Source organism: Thermatribacter velox (assembly GCF_038396615.1).
Lineage (GTDB): Bacteria > Atribacterota > Atribacteria > Atribacterales > Thermatribacteraceae > Thermatribacter > Thermatribacter velox.
Genome location: NZ_CP121689.1, coordinates 1,996,293 through 2,009,279, shown reverse-complemented (window position 1 = coordinate 2,009,279; position 12,987 = coordinate 1,996,293). Strand labels below are relative to the sequence as shown.

The 12,987-nt window shown below is 43.8% G+C and carries 20 protein-coding genes; 14 read left to right on the top strand and 6 right to left on the bottom strand.

All coding sequences use genetic code 11. The annotated features are described in order from the left end of the window. Positions 1–41: 41 nt before the first annotated feature. Positions 42–1,250: a Wzz/FepE/Etk N-terminal domain-containing protein gene (locus QBE54_RS10040; RefSeq protein WP_369018051.1), complete on the bottom strand. Its 1,209-nt coding sequence runs from the start codon at positions 1,248–1,250 to the stop codon at positions 42–44. Between the two features lie 160 nt (positions 1,251–1,410). Between QBE54_RS10040 and QBE54_RS10035 the strand changes: the two genes are divergently transcribed. The 8 genes from QBE54_RS10035 to QBE54_RS10000 all read left to right on the top strand — a co-directional run bounded on the left by QBE54_RS10035 (position 1,411) and on the right by QBE54_RS10000 (position 4,632). Beyond that, complete coding sequence (locus QBE54_RS10035) at positions 1,411–1,605, top strand: hypothetical protein (protein ID WP_369018050.1); 195 nt, start codon at positions 1,411–1,413, stop codon at positions 1,603–1,605. Beyond that, positions 1,592–1,789: a type II toxin-antitoxin system RelE/ParE family toxin gene (locus tag QBE54_RS10030; RefSeq protein WP_369018049.1), complete on the top strand. Its 198-nt coding sequence runs from the start codon at positions 1,592–1,594 to the stop codon at positions 1,787–1,789. Before QBE54_RS10035 ends, QBE54_RS10030 begins: the two co-directional genes overlap by 14 nt. 28 nt (positions 1,790–1,817) lie before the next feature. Continuing rightward, positions 1,818–2,309, top strand: coding sequence for a nucleotidyltransferase domain-containing protein (locus QBE54_RS10025; RefSeq protein WP_369018048.1), 492 nt, complete (start codon positions 1,818–1,820; stop codon positions 2,307–2,309). 521 nt (positions 2,310–2,830) lie between these two features. Then, positions 2,831–3,199 (top strand): nucleotidyltransferase domain-containing protein, encoded by a 369-nt coding sequence (locus tag QBE54_RS10020; protein ID WP_369018047.1) that lies wholly within the window; start codon positions 2,831–2,833, stop codon positions 3,197–3,199. Further along, positions 3,144–3,287: a HEPN domain-containing protein gene (locus QBE54_RS10015; protein ID WP_369018046.1), complete on the top strand. Its 144-nt coding sequence runs from the start codon at positions 3,144–3,146 to the stop codon at positions 3,285–3,287. The genes QBE54_RS10020 and QBE54_RS10015 overlap by 56 nt, the downstream gene beginning before the upstream one ends. Beyond that, positions 3,271–3,546 carry a HEPN domain-containing protein gene (locus QBE54_RS10010; protein WP_369018045.1) on the top strand — a complete coding sequence of 92 codons (276 nt, stop codon included), beginning with the start codon at positions 3,271–3,273 and terminating at the stop codon, positions 3,544–3,546. The genes QBE54_RS10015 and QBE54_RS10010 overlap by 17 nt, the downstream gene beginning before the upstream one ends. 320 nt (positions 3,547–3,866) lie before the next feature. Next, positions 3,867–4,238 (top strand): nucleotidyltransferase domain-containing protein, encoded by a 372-nt coding sequence (locus tag QBE54_RS10005; protein WP_369018044.1) that lies wholly within the window; start codon positions 3,867–3,869, stop codon positions 4,236–4,238. Positions 4,239–4,329: 91 nt separating this feature from the next. Then, positions 4,330–4,632, top strand: a complete 303-nt coding sequence (locus tag QBE54_RS10000; RefSeq protein ID WP_369018043.1) for a DUF86 domain-containing protein — start codon at positions 4,330–4,332, stop codon at positions 4,630–4,632. Here QBE54_RS10000 and QBE54_RS09995 read toward each other — a convergent pair. Next, positions 4,565–5,725 (bottom strand): ATP-binding protein, encoded by a 1,161-nt coding sequence (locus tag QBE54_RS09995; protein ID WP_369018042.1) that lies wholly within the window; start codon positions 5,723–5,725, stop codon positions 4,565–4,567. The genes QBE54_RS10000 and QBE54_RS09995 overlap by 68 nt on opposite strands. A 188-nt stretch (positions 5,726–5,913) precedes the next feature. Here QBE54_RS09995 and QBE54_RS09990 point away from each other — a divergent pair, with 188 nt between their 5' ends. After that, entirely contained in the window at positions 5,914–6,243 is a 330-nt protein-coding gene (locus tag QBE54_RS09990; protein WP_369018041.1) for a nucleotidyltransferase family protein, read from the top strand. Between the two features lie 77 nt (positions 6,244–6,320). On the opposite strand, the gene QBE54_RS09985 is transcribed toward QBE54_RS09990, so the two are convergent. Both QBE54_RS09985 and QBE54_RS09980 read right to left on the bottom strand, forming a co-directional pair. After that, entirely contained in the window at positions 6,321–6,737 is a 417-nt protein-coding gene (locus tag QBE54_RS09985) for a DUF86 domain-containing protein (RefSeq protein ID WP_369018040.1), read from the bottom strand. Next, entirely contained in the window at positions 6,727–7,140 is a 414-nt protein-coding gene (locus QBE54_RS09980) for a nucleotidyltransferase domain-containing protein (RefSeq protein WP_369018039.1), read from the bottom strand. The genes QBE54_RS09985 and QBE54_RS09980 overlap by 11 nt, the downstream gene beginning before the upstream one ends. Positions 7,141–7,957: 817 nt before the next feature. On the opposite strand from QBE54_RS09980, the gene QBE54_RS09975 reads away from it, so the two are divergent. The 5 genes from QBE54_RS09975 to QBE54_RS09955 all read left to right on the top strand — a co-directional run bounded on the left by QBE54_RS09975 (position 7,958) and on the right by QBE54_RS09955 (position 11,215). Next, complete coding sequence (locus tag QBE54_RS09975) at positions 7,958–8,326, top strand: nucleotidyltransferase domain-containing protein (RefSeq protein ID WP_369018038.1); 369 nt, start codon at positions 7,958–7,960, stop codon at positions 8,324–8,326. After that, on the top strand, positions 8,289–8,684 hold the full coding sequence (locus tag QBE54_RS09970) for a HEPN domain-containing protein (protein ID WP_369018037.1): 396 nt from the start codon (positions 8,289–8,291) through the stop codon (positions 8,682–8,684). The genes QBE54_RS09975 and QBE54_RS09970 overlap by 38 nt, the downstream gene beginning before the upstream one ends. Before the next feature lie 656 nt (positions 8,685–9,340). Then, positions 9,341–9,805 (top strand): nucleotidyltransferase domain-containing protein, encoded by a 465-nt coding sequence (locus QBE54_RS09965; protein WP_369018036.1) that lies wholly within the window; start codon positions 9,341–9,343, stop codon positions 9,803–9,805. Further along, positions 9,786–10,196: a HEPN domain-containing protein gene (locus tag QBE54_RS09960; protein WP_369018035.1), complete on the top strand. Its 411-nt coding sequence runs from the start codon at positions 9,786–9,788 to the stop codon at positions 10,194–10,196. The genes QBE54_RS09965 and QBE54_RS09960 overlap by 20 nt, the downstream gene beginning before the upstream one ends. 35 nt (positions 10,197–10,231) lie before the next feature. Further along, positions 10,232–11,215 carry a hypothetical protein gene (locus QBE54_RS09955; protein WP_369018034.1) on the top strand — a complete coding sequence of 328 codons (984 nt, stop codon included), beginning with the start codon at positions 10,232–10,234 and terminating at the stop codon, positions 11,213–11,215. Between the two features lie 618 nt (positions 11,216–11,833). On the opposite strand, the gene QBE54_RS09950 is transcribed toward QBE54_RS09955, so the two are convergent. Continuing rightward, a complete protein-coding gene (locus QBE54_RS09950; RefSeq protein WP_369018033.1) occupies positions 11,834–12,187 on the bottom strand; it encodes a DUF86 domain-containing protein in 354 nt (117 codons plus the stop codon). Beyond that, a complete protein-coding gene (locus tag QBE54_RS09945; RefSeq protein WP_369018032.1) occupies positions 12,184–12,492 on the bottom strand; it encodes a nucleotidyltransferase family protein in 309 nt (102 codons plus the stop codon). The genes QBE54_RS09950 and QBE54_RS09945 overlap by 4 nt, the downstream gene beginning before the upstream one ends. Positions 12,493–12,987: the final 495 nt, after the last annotated feature.

Here is a 12,987-nt window from a genome sequence, read left to right as displayed (position 1 = left end):
TTGCTGTGCCCAGTGGTTCTAAAGAAAAGTATCAAGAGGGCTCAGCTTCTCTGCGCTTTGGCTTTTTCCCAGAACTCGACAAAAAAGGCCACAAAAACCCCCAGAAAAAGCCCGGCCACAAGCCCTACGGCTAAGTTGAGCTTTAGGTCTCTTCTGCTTCCTGAGTATTTAATTTCTCCCACTTCCACTTTTCCGTCAAAAGGATAAGCTCCATCTCTGGCAAGTGGGGGCAAAGAAAGTAGGAGTGAGGATTTCACTTCCTTCCAGAAAGTGTAGTCTCGAAGAAGTTGATTGTAGGTATCGATGAGGTCATCCTGTTTGAGTTTTTCAAGCTCGAGTTTGGCTTTTTCTTTCTGAAGAATTTCTATTTCTTTTTCAAGGTCTGCGAGCTCTTCGCGGTAGCTTTCTTTGATTTCTGTTTCCAGAGCATGGATTTTGTCTGAGGGCATAAAGAGCAATTCTTCTAAACTTTCAGTTGCAAGTGGTAAGGGCAATAAAGGGGTATACTGCTGTGATAAAAGCGTCTTTTTTCTCTCAAGAAGCGTTTTCAGGGTTTCTTCTGCTTTTTCGATTTCCCTCTCCGGTCTCAGCGGGTCATTTTGTTCCAGAAAAGCAAGCAGTGCATCCCTGGCTGTTTTCTGGTTTTCCTCAGAAGTTGTGAGCAGGTTCCTGTAAAAGTCCAGTCGGATGCTGTGCTGGGTGTTGAGAGCGAGAAGGAGTTCTTCCTCAATTTCCGATTGAAGTTTCTGAGTCAGTTTTTCACAGAGTTCCTCATTCCTGGCGGAAATGACCACCGAGAAATCTTTTGTGGTGTTTTCCGTCTCGGTTTCTGCTTTTCCCCGAGGAGCTATATTTACCGAAACCGTACTTACGGCTTGCTCAAAAAGATCCCTGAAACCGCCTTTTTCAGCAAGTTCAGCCAGTTTTTGCCTTTCGGCAAAAGATAGAAGAGCGCGCTCGGGCAAAATCTTTTTTTCTTGCGGGAGCACGAAGGAATAAGGGATATAGGTTGGCCACTTCTCGCCATAGTAGGTGACGCTTACCTGCCCTTTAAATTCTTCTGGAAAAGAACTTTCTGCAAACGATACCGTGAATTCTGCCTTGTAAGTCTGGGGCACGAGCTTCCAGGCTAAAAAAGCTCCAATCATGACCAGAAGAGTAATTCCGATGATTAACCACTTGCGCCTCACGAGGACGTTTATAAGGTCAAAAAGCGATATTTCCTCTTCCCAGTCGGTCTGATTTTCCATTTGCATCCTCCTTTGCGCAAGAGGGTGGAGAATTTGCTTATTGAGTTAGCTAATGAAATTATAGCAAAACCCTTGGCAGTTTTTACCTTTAGTACAGCTTCAAAAATAAGTGGTATTATAGTAACAGCTTCTGGTTAATTGATCCGAAGGGGGCGTAAAGATGGCCGGGACTAAGGACCTTAGCATGGAAGACCTGGAACACTTGATAGAGGAGAAAGTCTTGGAAATTCTTGGAGACCCTGACTCTGGATTGGAATTGAAAGAGGAGTTCAAAAGGAAACTAAGAGAACGTTTAGAAAAACCATCCAAAAGAATTTCTCACGAAGAGGTCTTAGGCAAATTTGTTCAAGATTGAGTGGACAGAAGAAGCGGTAAGAGACCTTGATAAGCTTGATAAACAGGTAGCGATTAGAATTCTCCGGAAGCTTAATTGGTTCGCCAAGAATTTCGCCAGGGTTATTCCTGAGCCACTGAGCGGAGAGTTCAAAGGAACTTATAAAAAGATATGTGCAGTAAGTAAAAAGGCGGTCCATTGCTGAATGGAAGAACTGAGAAAGTTTTGGTGCTATGCTTAAGGAAAAGTTTGAGCAATTGGAGCGGCTCCTTTTAAAGGAGCTTATCGCTTTTTATCAAGACCGACTTGTCTCTGTGGTCCTCTTTGGCTCTGTAGCCAGGCAGACCCAAAGATACGATTCCGATGTAGATGTATTAATCATTGCTAAAAATCTTCCTGAGGGTAGAATGAAGCGGATACGAGAATTTGAAAAAGTAGAGCAAAAGCTCGAAGCATTTTTAAAAGAACTTTCCAGAGAGGGCATAAATACTTACCTATCACCAATACTTAAAACTCCTGAGGAAGCTCTTTCAGGCTCGCCCCTTTTTCTTGATATGGTTGATGATGCCAAAATCATTTTTGACAGAGACGAGTTTTTTCAAAAAATACTCGAAAGGCTTAAAGTCAGATTGTCGGAACTTCATGCCAGGAGAATATGGAAAGGCAATGCTTGGTATTGGGATTTAAAGCCTGATTATAAGCCGGGGGAAATATTTGAACTATGACTAACGTTGTGTTGGCCCGGAGTTACCTTAAAAAAGCCGTAGATAGGTTGGATATACTTGAAGTGCTTTTCCAAAAAGGAGCCTATTCCGATGTGGTGAGAAGAATATAAAAGGGAAGATGCTAAAGAAGCCATAGATGATGCCCATTTTGTAGTTAAAATTGCAACCAGTGTTATTATGACAGAAAAATAGCTCAGGAATATCCATCTCTTTTTATCACTGAAAGGATTTATTTTCTGGAAACAGCTTACTGCACAGGCTTTCTCCGTCATAAAAGCCATACCATTCAGGATCCCATAGTTTCAGTATCCCATGATTTCAAGGTCTCCTTGTTTCAGGGTCTCACTAAAGGAAATCACGTTAAATCGATGAACATGAAGTGTTTGTCATTTCTACTGTTTTTTGAGAAGCCCTTATCGAGAACATAGAGGTTAATTCAAGCCAGGGTTCTGCTATAATGATTATGGTGCTTTTTAAATCACGAGAGACTTTCCTATAGCCCATTTCAAAAGGAGAGCTCTATGAAACACCTGTCTTCCGAGCTGCTCGAGGAAATTGTAAAAAGGCTGGTAGAGAATCTTCATCCAGAAAAAATAATTCTTTTTGGTTCTCATGCTTATGGAAATCCTGTGGAAACAAGCGATATAGACCTTTTGGTTGTGGTTTCAGAATCTAACGAGCCCCGCTATCGTAGAGCACGCAAAGCTTATGGTTGTTTGTGGGGGCTTACCGCTCCTGTTGAAGTAGTGGTGGTGACTGAAGAAGAGTTAAAGGAAATGCTTCAGGTGTCTGCTTCGCTTGGCTATCAAGCAATCCATCGAGGAAAAATCCTTTATGAAAAAGGCCAAAATAAAAGAAGTCAAGCAGTGGCTCATAAAGAGTCAACGTGATTTAGATTCGGCTCGACTTCTCCTAAAAGGTGGCTATTTAGATACAGCAGTTTATCACTGCCAACAGGCAGTTGAAAAAAGCTATTAAAGCCTATTTAACATATCATGATATTCCTTTTGAGAAAACGCATAACCTGGTTGCTCTATTGGCCTTTTGTGTTCCTTTAGAACCTTCTTTTGAACAGTGGAGGGAAACGACAGAGATACTCACTCCGTACGCTACAGAGTTTCGCTATCCAGGTGATGTTTTGGAGCCGGAAGCAAGTGAGGCAGAAGAAGCGCTTGCTCGCGCAGAAGCTCTGGTAAATTTTATAGTTCAATTATTACCACCTGAAATCAGGCTATAGTAGCCAAAAACATTTATACTGAGTCAGTACTGACCTAATCAGCATAGCTTCAAGTTGAGAGCGACTTTTATTGCTACTTTCCTGGACCAGTGTTGGCTGTGTCAGTATTTATCAGCCTCTCTATTTTCATGGTCCACAATTTCCTTTCGCAGCGTGCAAGTTTCGCTGGTTGTGATAAGATTAAAATTGCCGACATACGCAACGCGTAATGCGTATATAAAAAGTGAGCGATACAAAGCACAAATTCTTGGTGCGGTTCCGCGCTGAACGAGAGTAGAAGGGAGAGATCCCTGCCGGGCTTTAAGAGGGAGTGTTTTTCAGTGGGCATAGCTGAAACCTATCGCGGTCCTTCTGGTAATCTCTTGCCCGGGCTCCGGATGGACCTGGAAGAGGCAATAAAGAAGCTGAAAAAGCTCTTTCGAGAAAAGAGCGTTCCTATTGCTTACCTTTTTGGCTCTTATATTTGTGGTGAAGTTGGTGCCGCTTCTGACGTTGATATAGCCGTTTTTCTTATCTTAAAAAGAAAGGCAAAAAGCTCTATTCGTCTTTCCAGGAAATCTTGCTCGGGATTCGAGAAGCCCTGGGCACGGAGCGTTTCGATCTTGTGCTTCTTGACCGTGCTCCTTTGTCGCTCCAGTTTGAAATTGTTTCTCAGGGACGCCTCATTTACTCCCAGAGTGATGAGCTTTTGAACGCTTTTGAAATGAGTGTCATCCGCAGGTTTCAGGACACGGCTTATCTGAGGGCAGTTCAAAACGAGTATCTCAGGGAAAGGGTCAGGCAGTGGTATTCAAAAAGCAAAGCGTGATAGAGCGACTTAAAAAGCTGGAGGAAGTTCTGGCCAAGCTCGAGGATAAATCGGGAATCACGCCTGAGGAGTATCAGCGGGATACGGATACCCAGTGGATCATCGAACGCGGGCTTGAACTTGCTTCCTCAGCTATTTTTGATATTGGAAACCACATCCTGGCTGGAGTCTACCGAACTTCCGTTGAGGAATACGAGCAAATTAACTCCCTTACCAGAGCATTCCCAGCATCCAGAGAGGCACCGAGTTTCTCACCGGAAGGTCCAGGTCATCTTTGATCACGTAGTCACTGTGCTTTGAAACTTTGCCTCTCCCGCCTATTTCAAGCTTTACCCCGTCGAGCACAAAATCCGCTTCTTCCTCCCTTTTTGCAGCCCGGATTCTTTCTTTCAGGGCAAAGACGGTGAAAGCTTCTCTGAAGTTCCCCGTTTCTCCTTCGAAAACAAAGTAAAAAGCTGGGTCGGCGAAAAATATTTTCGAACCCTTAGAGTATGCTTTCTCGACGCCTTCCTTGCGGACGATGTTAACGAGGCCCACTTCTTCCATCGCGTAGAGCAACTGATAGAGCTTGGGTTTTCCAATTCCCCATTCTCTGCACATCGACTCAACGTTGATGGTTGGTATTTTCGAGTAAAGAAGGAAGCTCACCACCGCCTTCAGCGCTCCAAAATGATTTTCGCTGATAGTTCCGATGAGATGCGGGATATCATAGTAAATTGTTTTTTCCAGAATGTTGATCATTTTCTCCCTGAAGTTTCCCTCAAGATAAAAGGGTCTTGTCCCTCCCTCGCGGTACTTTCTGAAATACTGCAGCACATCAACCTGCTTTATTACCCGGGTTGCATATTCTAAGAGGTTGTCTGAGGGGAAGCTCAGCTTTTCGATGATTTGGCCGGTTTCCAGATAAATATATTCGCGCAGGGACACAAGAGGCATCTTTAACGACACAAACCTTCTGGAAAGGTCCGCAATTCCCTTTCGCAGGAGCACGGAACTGCTGTCGCTTATCCAGATAATTTTGTTTGGAAAGGAATCATACAGGGCCTTAATCAGCTTACTCCAATCCTTTAGAGAATGTGCTTCGTCAATGATGATGCCAGGGTAATCCAGCAAGACCTTTTCTGCCATTTCGTAGAAAGGGTGGTACAAAAGCAGTGGATCGTCCCCGGATACGTAAAATAAATTGCAATCTTTCGACATAAAAAGCAAGAAGGTCGTTTTACCAACGCCCCTGGGGCCGTAAAGAAGCACGGCTCTATTTTTCATTTGCTTTTCCAGCTCGCTGAAGAAGAGGCGCTTTTTCTCAGGCAAAAAACTGATTAGTCTGTTTCTACGCGTTTCAAGCTTTTCAATTACCTGATCAAGGTCCATTTCATCTCTCCTTTTGCAGCCTTTCAAAACGAATTATACCATATTTCGTTCCATAAAAGAACGATTTTTCTAAAAATACGAATTATCGTTCCTTTGCAGAACGAATTTTATACAAATTAGTTCTGTGGTAAAACGGTTGGAAAACCCTTCCTCTCTTTACTTTATACAATGTAAAAGGAGTAAAATGATTGCTGGAAAGTGAAGTCCGGGCCATGAAAAGAGAGAACCTCACCTTTGAAGAAATTAAAGAAAGACTGAGAGCCTTAAAACCTTTCCTCGGAGAAGAATATGCAGTGAAGGAAATAGGAGTTTTCGGCTCCTTTGTTCGGGGAGAAGAGTCCCCGGAGAGTGACCTGGACATACTGGTAGAATTCGAAAAACCGATAGGGCTCCTGAAGTTTGTGGACCTGAAAATCAGGCTTTCTGAAGCTCTGGGAGTGGAAGTTGACCTGGTAATGAAAAGCGCGCTCAAGCCCAGAATAGGCAAAAGGATTCTTCAAGAGGTTGTGATGGTATGAGAAGAGGCCGGGAGATTCTCGATTTTATCTTGAAGATACTCACAACAAAGCCCACAAAGGTCTTAATTAGCTTTTTCTTACCCGGAGTACAAAAAACGTAGAACAGTCTTTCGAAACCTGTCAAAGGATTCGAAGCCTTGCGTTGTCATTTGATAGACAATCCAATCGTCAACGCGTCCATACTCATGTACTAAGATGTTTCGAAAACCTCGCATTTTACGCAAGGTTTCTTGCAACTCGCCCTGGATAATCCCAGCCTCTTCAATTTTGTCAAGAATGTCTTCTTCGTCACTGGGCAAGCCCAAGCGCAAATCACGTACCAGCAGATAGCAAATATCCATTACTGCTTCAATGGCAATTTGCAATAAGCGCTCACAGGCTCGTTTTTTCTCTATTTTTTGGAACTCTTCGAAGTCTTTGGGTAGGATAGTGCGCAATTCTTCTAAATATCCTTCCAGTTCTGCTATTTTGCTCAGGATGCGCTCACGATCCACGACTGACTTCCTCAAGATAGTCATAATACTTGTGTTTAAAATCTTCAAAGGCTTTAACAGCGAAATAAGCTACGTCGTAAAGAGCTTCATCGTTGTGGGAATAGAGTACCTTACCTTCTTTAAGGATTCTTTTTTGAATGGCAAGGGGCAGGAGCTGGAAAACCTGAATGTCCAGGTGTGGGAATTCTGCCAGGTAATCCAGGCGTTTCTGAACCATTTGTAATCTGTTCGCAATTTTGGACCTTAAAACGAGGCAGACATCAACATCGGAGAGAGGACTCGTTTTACCGTGAGCATGGCTTCCAAAAAGAATAACTGCAAGAACTTCCTGGTCTTTCCCGGCTTTTTGCAATAATTTCTGAATCGTTTTGTAATCTGGTTTACAGGACACATTATCACGCATAAAGAGACGCCTCCTTGCCTCCGCGCAATTACATTTTAACACATGATAATGTTGGTTAGTTGTGGGGTACGTTGCTTGAAATCCTCTGTCTTGTTACCTTCTTTTTGTATCATGAAATTTCGGAGCGCCCGAACCAACCGCTGCTTTTATAGCGGTTTTCCTTAATCGGTGCTGCTTTTATCAGTACCACCCTGAATCGGCACTGGCCTTATCGACACCGCCCTGAATCGGCAACGGTTTCGTCGTTGCCACCCTGAACCGGTGTCGGCCTTTCCGACACCGCCCTGAACCGACGGTGGAGCCGTCACCTTGAACTGACAGCGAAGCTGTCACCCCGAACTGACAAAAGCTCCGCTTTTGTCATCCTGAACCGGCCTTAATACAATTAAGGCCGTGCTGAATTGACCGAAACTGAAGATTTCGGTCACGCTGAACTTGTTTCAGCATCTCGTTATTTCAGGGTCTATTTTTTGTTTCAGGATTCCTTTTTTAGCATGTTCCAAAACACAAAAAGTAAAGATCTGGCCCCATGACTCCATTGCTAACCAGAGCGAATTTGTGGAAAATTCGCTCTGCGGTAAAACGGTGGGAAGTCCTTCTTTCTCTTTTTACCCTTTGTATTACGAAGGGAGTAAAATGATTATTGGAGAGTGAGGCACGGGCCATGAAAGAGAAAAAGGCTTTCCTCCGTAATGAATCTGACTTCTCTGGCGATCTGCGGCTGCTGGGCTTATAGCTTTTTAGCTTTTCAGGAGCGATTAGCTGTATAGTGGTCTGTGATATAATGAACAATAGCCTATATTTTTGAGAGGAAGCCATGGAGACCTATACTTCCAGAGAGCGGGAGAAGCTTCTTCACGAAGAGCTTTCCCGAATAGTGAGCCTCCTGATAGAAAAATACCAACCGGAAAAAATAATTCTCTTCGGTTCTCTTGCCGAAGGCCGCATTCATGAGTGGAGCGATATAGATCTTTTGATCATCAAAGATACATTTAAGCGTCCAATTGAACGGATTCTCGAAGTTTCAAAGCTGGTGCGTCCCAGGGTAGGGGTTGATTTTTTTGTGTACACTCCTTCTGAGTTTGCACTCTGCCTTGAAGAAGAAGTTTCATTTTTCCGTGATATCCTGACTCAAGGGAAGGTCCTTTATGAGAAGGGAAACTCAGGAGTGGATGAAGATCGCTGAAGAAGAACTTAAGTCTGCGGAATACCTTTTCACGAAAGGACTTTACCGCATGGTTTGCTATCACGCCCAGCAGGCGGTGGAGAAATTCCTGAAGGCAATCCTTGTGGAAGAAAAAAGCAAAGTTCCGTGGACCCATAACATTCTCGATCTCCTCTTTGTTCTTCGGAAAGAAAAGCATCAGCCCCCACTGACTGACGAAGAGGCCATTTTTCTGACCGGCATCTATCGAGCAAGATATCCAGCAAGTCTTGGGCTTCTTCCCCAAGGAGAACCCTCATTTGAGGATGCTCAGAAAGCCTTGCTTATCGCAAAGGAGACTTACAACTGGGTCTGCAGGAAATTCCTGAATCAGGCTTGATTAGTCTTACTTCGGTAGTGCTTTTGTTTGTAAATTTGCTTCTCGCTCTGCTTGGAACACGAAACATTCTGAATCGGCACCGGCCTTATTAACACCACCCCGAACCAGCAACGGTTTTTTCGACGCCGCCCTGAATCGGCAACGGTTTCGTCGTTGCCACCCTGAATCGGTGTCGGCCTTTCCGACACCGCCCCGAACCGACACCGGTTTTGTCGGTGTCGCCCTGAATCGGTGTCGGTTTTTCCGACACCGCCCCGAACTCGTTTCGGGGTCTCATTATTTCAGGGTCTATTTCTATTTCAGCATCCCATTGTTGTTTCAGCATCCCCTTATTTCAGCATCTCATAGTTTCAGGATCTCCTTGTTTAATCTAAACACCTGAGATTCCGAAACAAGAGATCCTGAAACAAGTTCAGGATGACAAAAGCGGAGCTTTTGTCAGTTCGGAATGACGGACTTTAGGGTCTCCTCGTTTCGGGCTCCATGGTTTCAGGGTCTCTTTCGGCATCCCCTTCTTTCAGCATCTCATTGTTATTTCAGCATCTCCCAAAACCCAAGGACCAAAGACCTGACCCCACTTGCTCTTGCTACTTGCTGACGAAATATATAGTGACAGGAGACTCGAAAAAGTGTATAAAGAAGAGGGGTAAAGTTCCATGGACAGAGCGCTTCACTATAAGAACGTTTATCAGGACATTCTTCAGCAATTGAAGGCTCTTTGTGTGGAGCATTATAGAGAGCGTCTGATTTCTGTGGTTGTTTTTGGTTCGGTTGCAAAAAAGACCTTCGGTCCAGCTTCCGATATTGACCTTTTGCTCGTTTTCACTGATAAGCGAGGCAATTACGAAGAATTTTCTGATTACTACGATAATGTGGAGAGTAAGCTGGTTTTCCCTGAGGGTTTCCACATTGAAATAAACCCCATTTTTAAGTCCAAAAGCCAGTTGAGCGTAAAAACCCCTTACCTCTGGAATACGGAATTTCTGGTTCTTTACGACAGAGAAGGCTTTTTTAGGGAATTTATGGCTAAGTTAAAGAAATATAAGGAGAATTTTTTAGTGACTTGCAATAAAAGCCTGGAATATACAATGTTCAGAGACGATGAGCAAAGAGCTGATTGAAGATTATTTAAAAAGAGCTAAAATACGACTCAGGCTCCTTGAAGAATTTTTGAAGGAAAAAGACTATGCTGATGTGATAAGGGTCTCTCAAGAAGTAGTAGAACTTGCTCAGAAGGCCATCTTACTCAAAATGGGTATAACTCCTCCTAAATGGCACGAGGTTATTGATATCATACTCGAAAACAGGGAGAAGCTACCCCAGGATGTTTTTCTGAAGTTAGTTGAGCTTCGCAGAGATTCTAAGTGGCTCAGGAGTCAAAGAGAAATCGCTTTTTATGGGGATGTGGATTTTGTTCCCACTAAAGAGTATGTGCCTGAGGATGCTCAGAGGGCCATTTCCGTGGCCAAAGAATTCATGGATTTAGCATCCCTGATTACCACACTGAAATGAGCAAATACTTGCCAATTCCCCTTATTTTTGCTTAGATGGAAGCCATGCAGAGTGGAAGAGAGCGATTTAAAATAACCCCGGCTGTAAGGCGGGAGATAGAGAAAATAGTGGATGAGCGAATAAGAGAAACCCAGGTAACCAGAGAAGACTTCTCTGAGTTGAAGGGTATTGTTGCTGAGTTAGCTCAGGCGCAGAGAGAGCTTGTCGAAGCTCAGAAAAGAACTGACCAGAAGGTTGAAGAACTCGCCGAAGCACAGAAACGCACTGAACAGAGAGTCGAAGAGTTAGCTGAGGCCCAGAGAAAAACAGAAACAAGACTGGATAGTCTTACTGTAAAGGTTGAAGAACTTGCTGAAGCTCAGAAGAAGACTGAACAAAAGGTTTCAGAATTAGCGGAAGCACAAAGAAAGACCGAGGTAAGATTAGACAGCCTTACTGCGAAAATGGAAGAACTTGCTGAAGCACAAAGGAAAACAGAAACAAGATTGGATGGTCTTACTGTGAAGGTTGAAGAGCTTGCCGAAGCTCAGAAAAGAACCGAACAAAAAGTCGAGGAACTTGCTGAAGCTCAGAGAAGAACTGAAGAAGAAGTACGCACTCTGGCTGTGGGCTTGAAGCGCACTCGGGAAGACCTGGGAGGTTTATCCCGGAGCTTCAGTTATGCCTTTGAAAACGAAGCCTACCGCATGCTTCCCAAATTGTTAGAAGAGAAGTATGGTATTCGACTCAAGGAGAAGATGGTTCGAACTGATATAGGCAATCAGGAAGTGAACTTCTTAGCCCGAGCCGAGAAAGAGGATAGAGAAGTCTACTTAGTAGGAGAAGCCAAACTGAGACTTGATGATGGAAAAAAGAGAAAAGATGTCTGGAAAGAGCTAGAAGAGAAAGTGAAAGCTGTAAAGGAAGAATATGGAGAAGTAGAAGTAGTTCCTTTCCTGGTCACCCACTTTGCAACCAAAGGTTTCCTGAGGCAGGCTAAAGAGCGGGGCATCATTGTGGTGCAGAGCTTTGAGTGGTAGGCTTCTGGCATACTGCTTTTCCGTTAACCTCGACCGGCTGCCGTTTTTATAATTACTATCCTGAATCAGTACCGGCTTTTTCGTTGCCACCCCGAATCGACCTTAATACAATTAAGGCCGTGCTGAATCGGTGCCGGTTTTTTCGACACCGCCCTGAACCGACGGCTTAGCCGTCACACTGAACCGACACCGGTTTTTTCGGTGTCGCCCTGAACTGACCGAAATCTTTGATTTCGGTCATCCCGAACTTGTTTCGGGATCTCTTTATTTCAGCATCCCATGATTTCAGGGTCTATTTTTTGTTTCAGCATCTCATTGTTGTTTCAGAATCTCCTCGTTTCAGCATCTCGTTTTTCAGCATCCCATAGTTTCAGGGTCTCGTTGTTTCAGAACCTCAAAAGTCCATCATGCCCACACGTATTTAGCAGACATCTATCTTTTTCGTTTCCTTCCTTTTCGTCATTACGGGCCTCGTTTTTCGTTTAGTGGGGCGATCTCAAAGAGGGTTTTTGTCACGTCACTTTTTGAGGTAACCGAGAAAAAGCGTTCCTCAAATATAGAAAAGTATTCTTCCAGATGACAGGAAAAGTCCATTATTCGAGAGTCACAACTCAGATCTTATTTAGCATCCGTAGATTCCTTTTCCAAAACGACTTTCATTTGCAAAAACAGAGTCGGTATATCCTCAATAATGGTCTTCCAGACGACTTCGTAGTCGATGCCAAAGTAATCGTGGGCGAGTTTGTCACGCATACCAGCAATATCGCGCCAATTGATTTCGGGATACCTTCTGCCAATGTGCATTGAGACCTTCTTTGACGCCTCACCAATGATTTCAAGACTGCGAAGAAAGGCTCTTTTCAGGTCCTCGTTATCCACAAAATCCTGATACGTCATTCCTTGGGAACGCCCCATAAGGTAGGCACATTCATTAAGGATATCCTCAAGGAAGTCGATAACACGGCGTTTCACAGGAAGATAACCTCTTTAAGAATTTCCTGACCAATGTACTTTCTTAGGGCTTTTTTCATGACGAGGTCTACCTTAACCCCAAGAAGGTCGGTGAGGTAATTTTCAAGGTGAATGAATTGAAGGAGTGAGGGAGTTTGATAGAAATCAACCAGAATGTCAATATCGCTTTTCTTGTGCTGCTTTCCCTTTACATAGGAACCGAAAATGCCAATTTCACTCACCCTGTACTGCTCTGCCAGTTCCTTTTTATGGTCTTTAAGAACACATATGATGTTCTCAAGGGCTTTTACTTGCGTTTTCCTCATCGACAATCCCTTTTTAGTATAACAAATTGTCCCAGTTTTCTAAACGATTGATTACATGCTGAACCTTTGCCGCCCTTATCGTCACTGCCTTGAACCGACACCGGTTTTGTCGGTGTCGCCCTGAATCGGTGTCGGATTTTCCGACACCGCCCTGGATTTATTTCAGGGTCTATTTCTATTTCAGCATCCCCTTATTTCAGCATCTCATAGTTTCAGGATCTCCTTGTTTAATCTAAACACCTGAGATTCCGAAACAAGAGATCCTGAAACAAGTTCAGGATGACAAAAGCGGAGCTTTTGTCAGTTCGGAATGACGGACTTTAGGGTCTCCTCGTTTCGGGCTCCATGGTTTCAGGGTCTATTTCGGGATCTCTTTATTTCGGCATCTCCTTATTTCAGGATCTCCCAAAAACCCAAAAAGTAAAGACCTGACCCCCCACCTTCATCCTTTGAGAAAATGATTTGTTTCTCCTCTTAACTTTCGCAGCGTGAAAG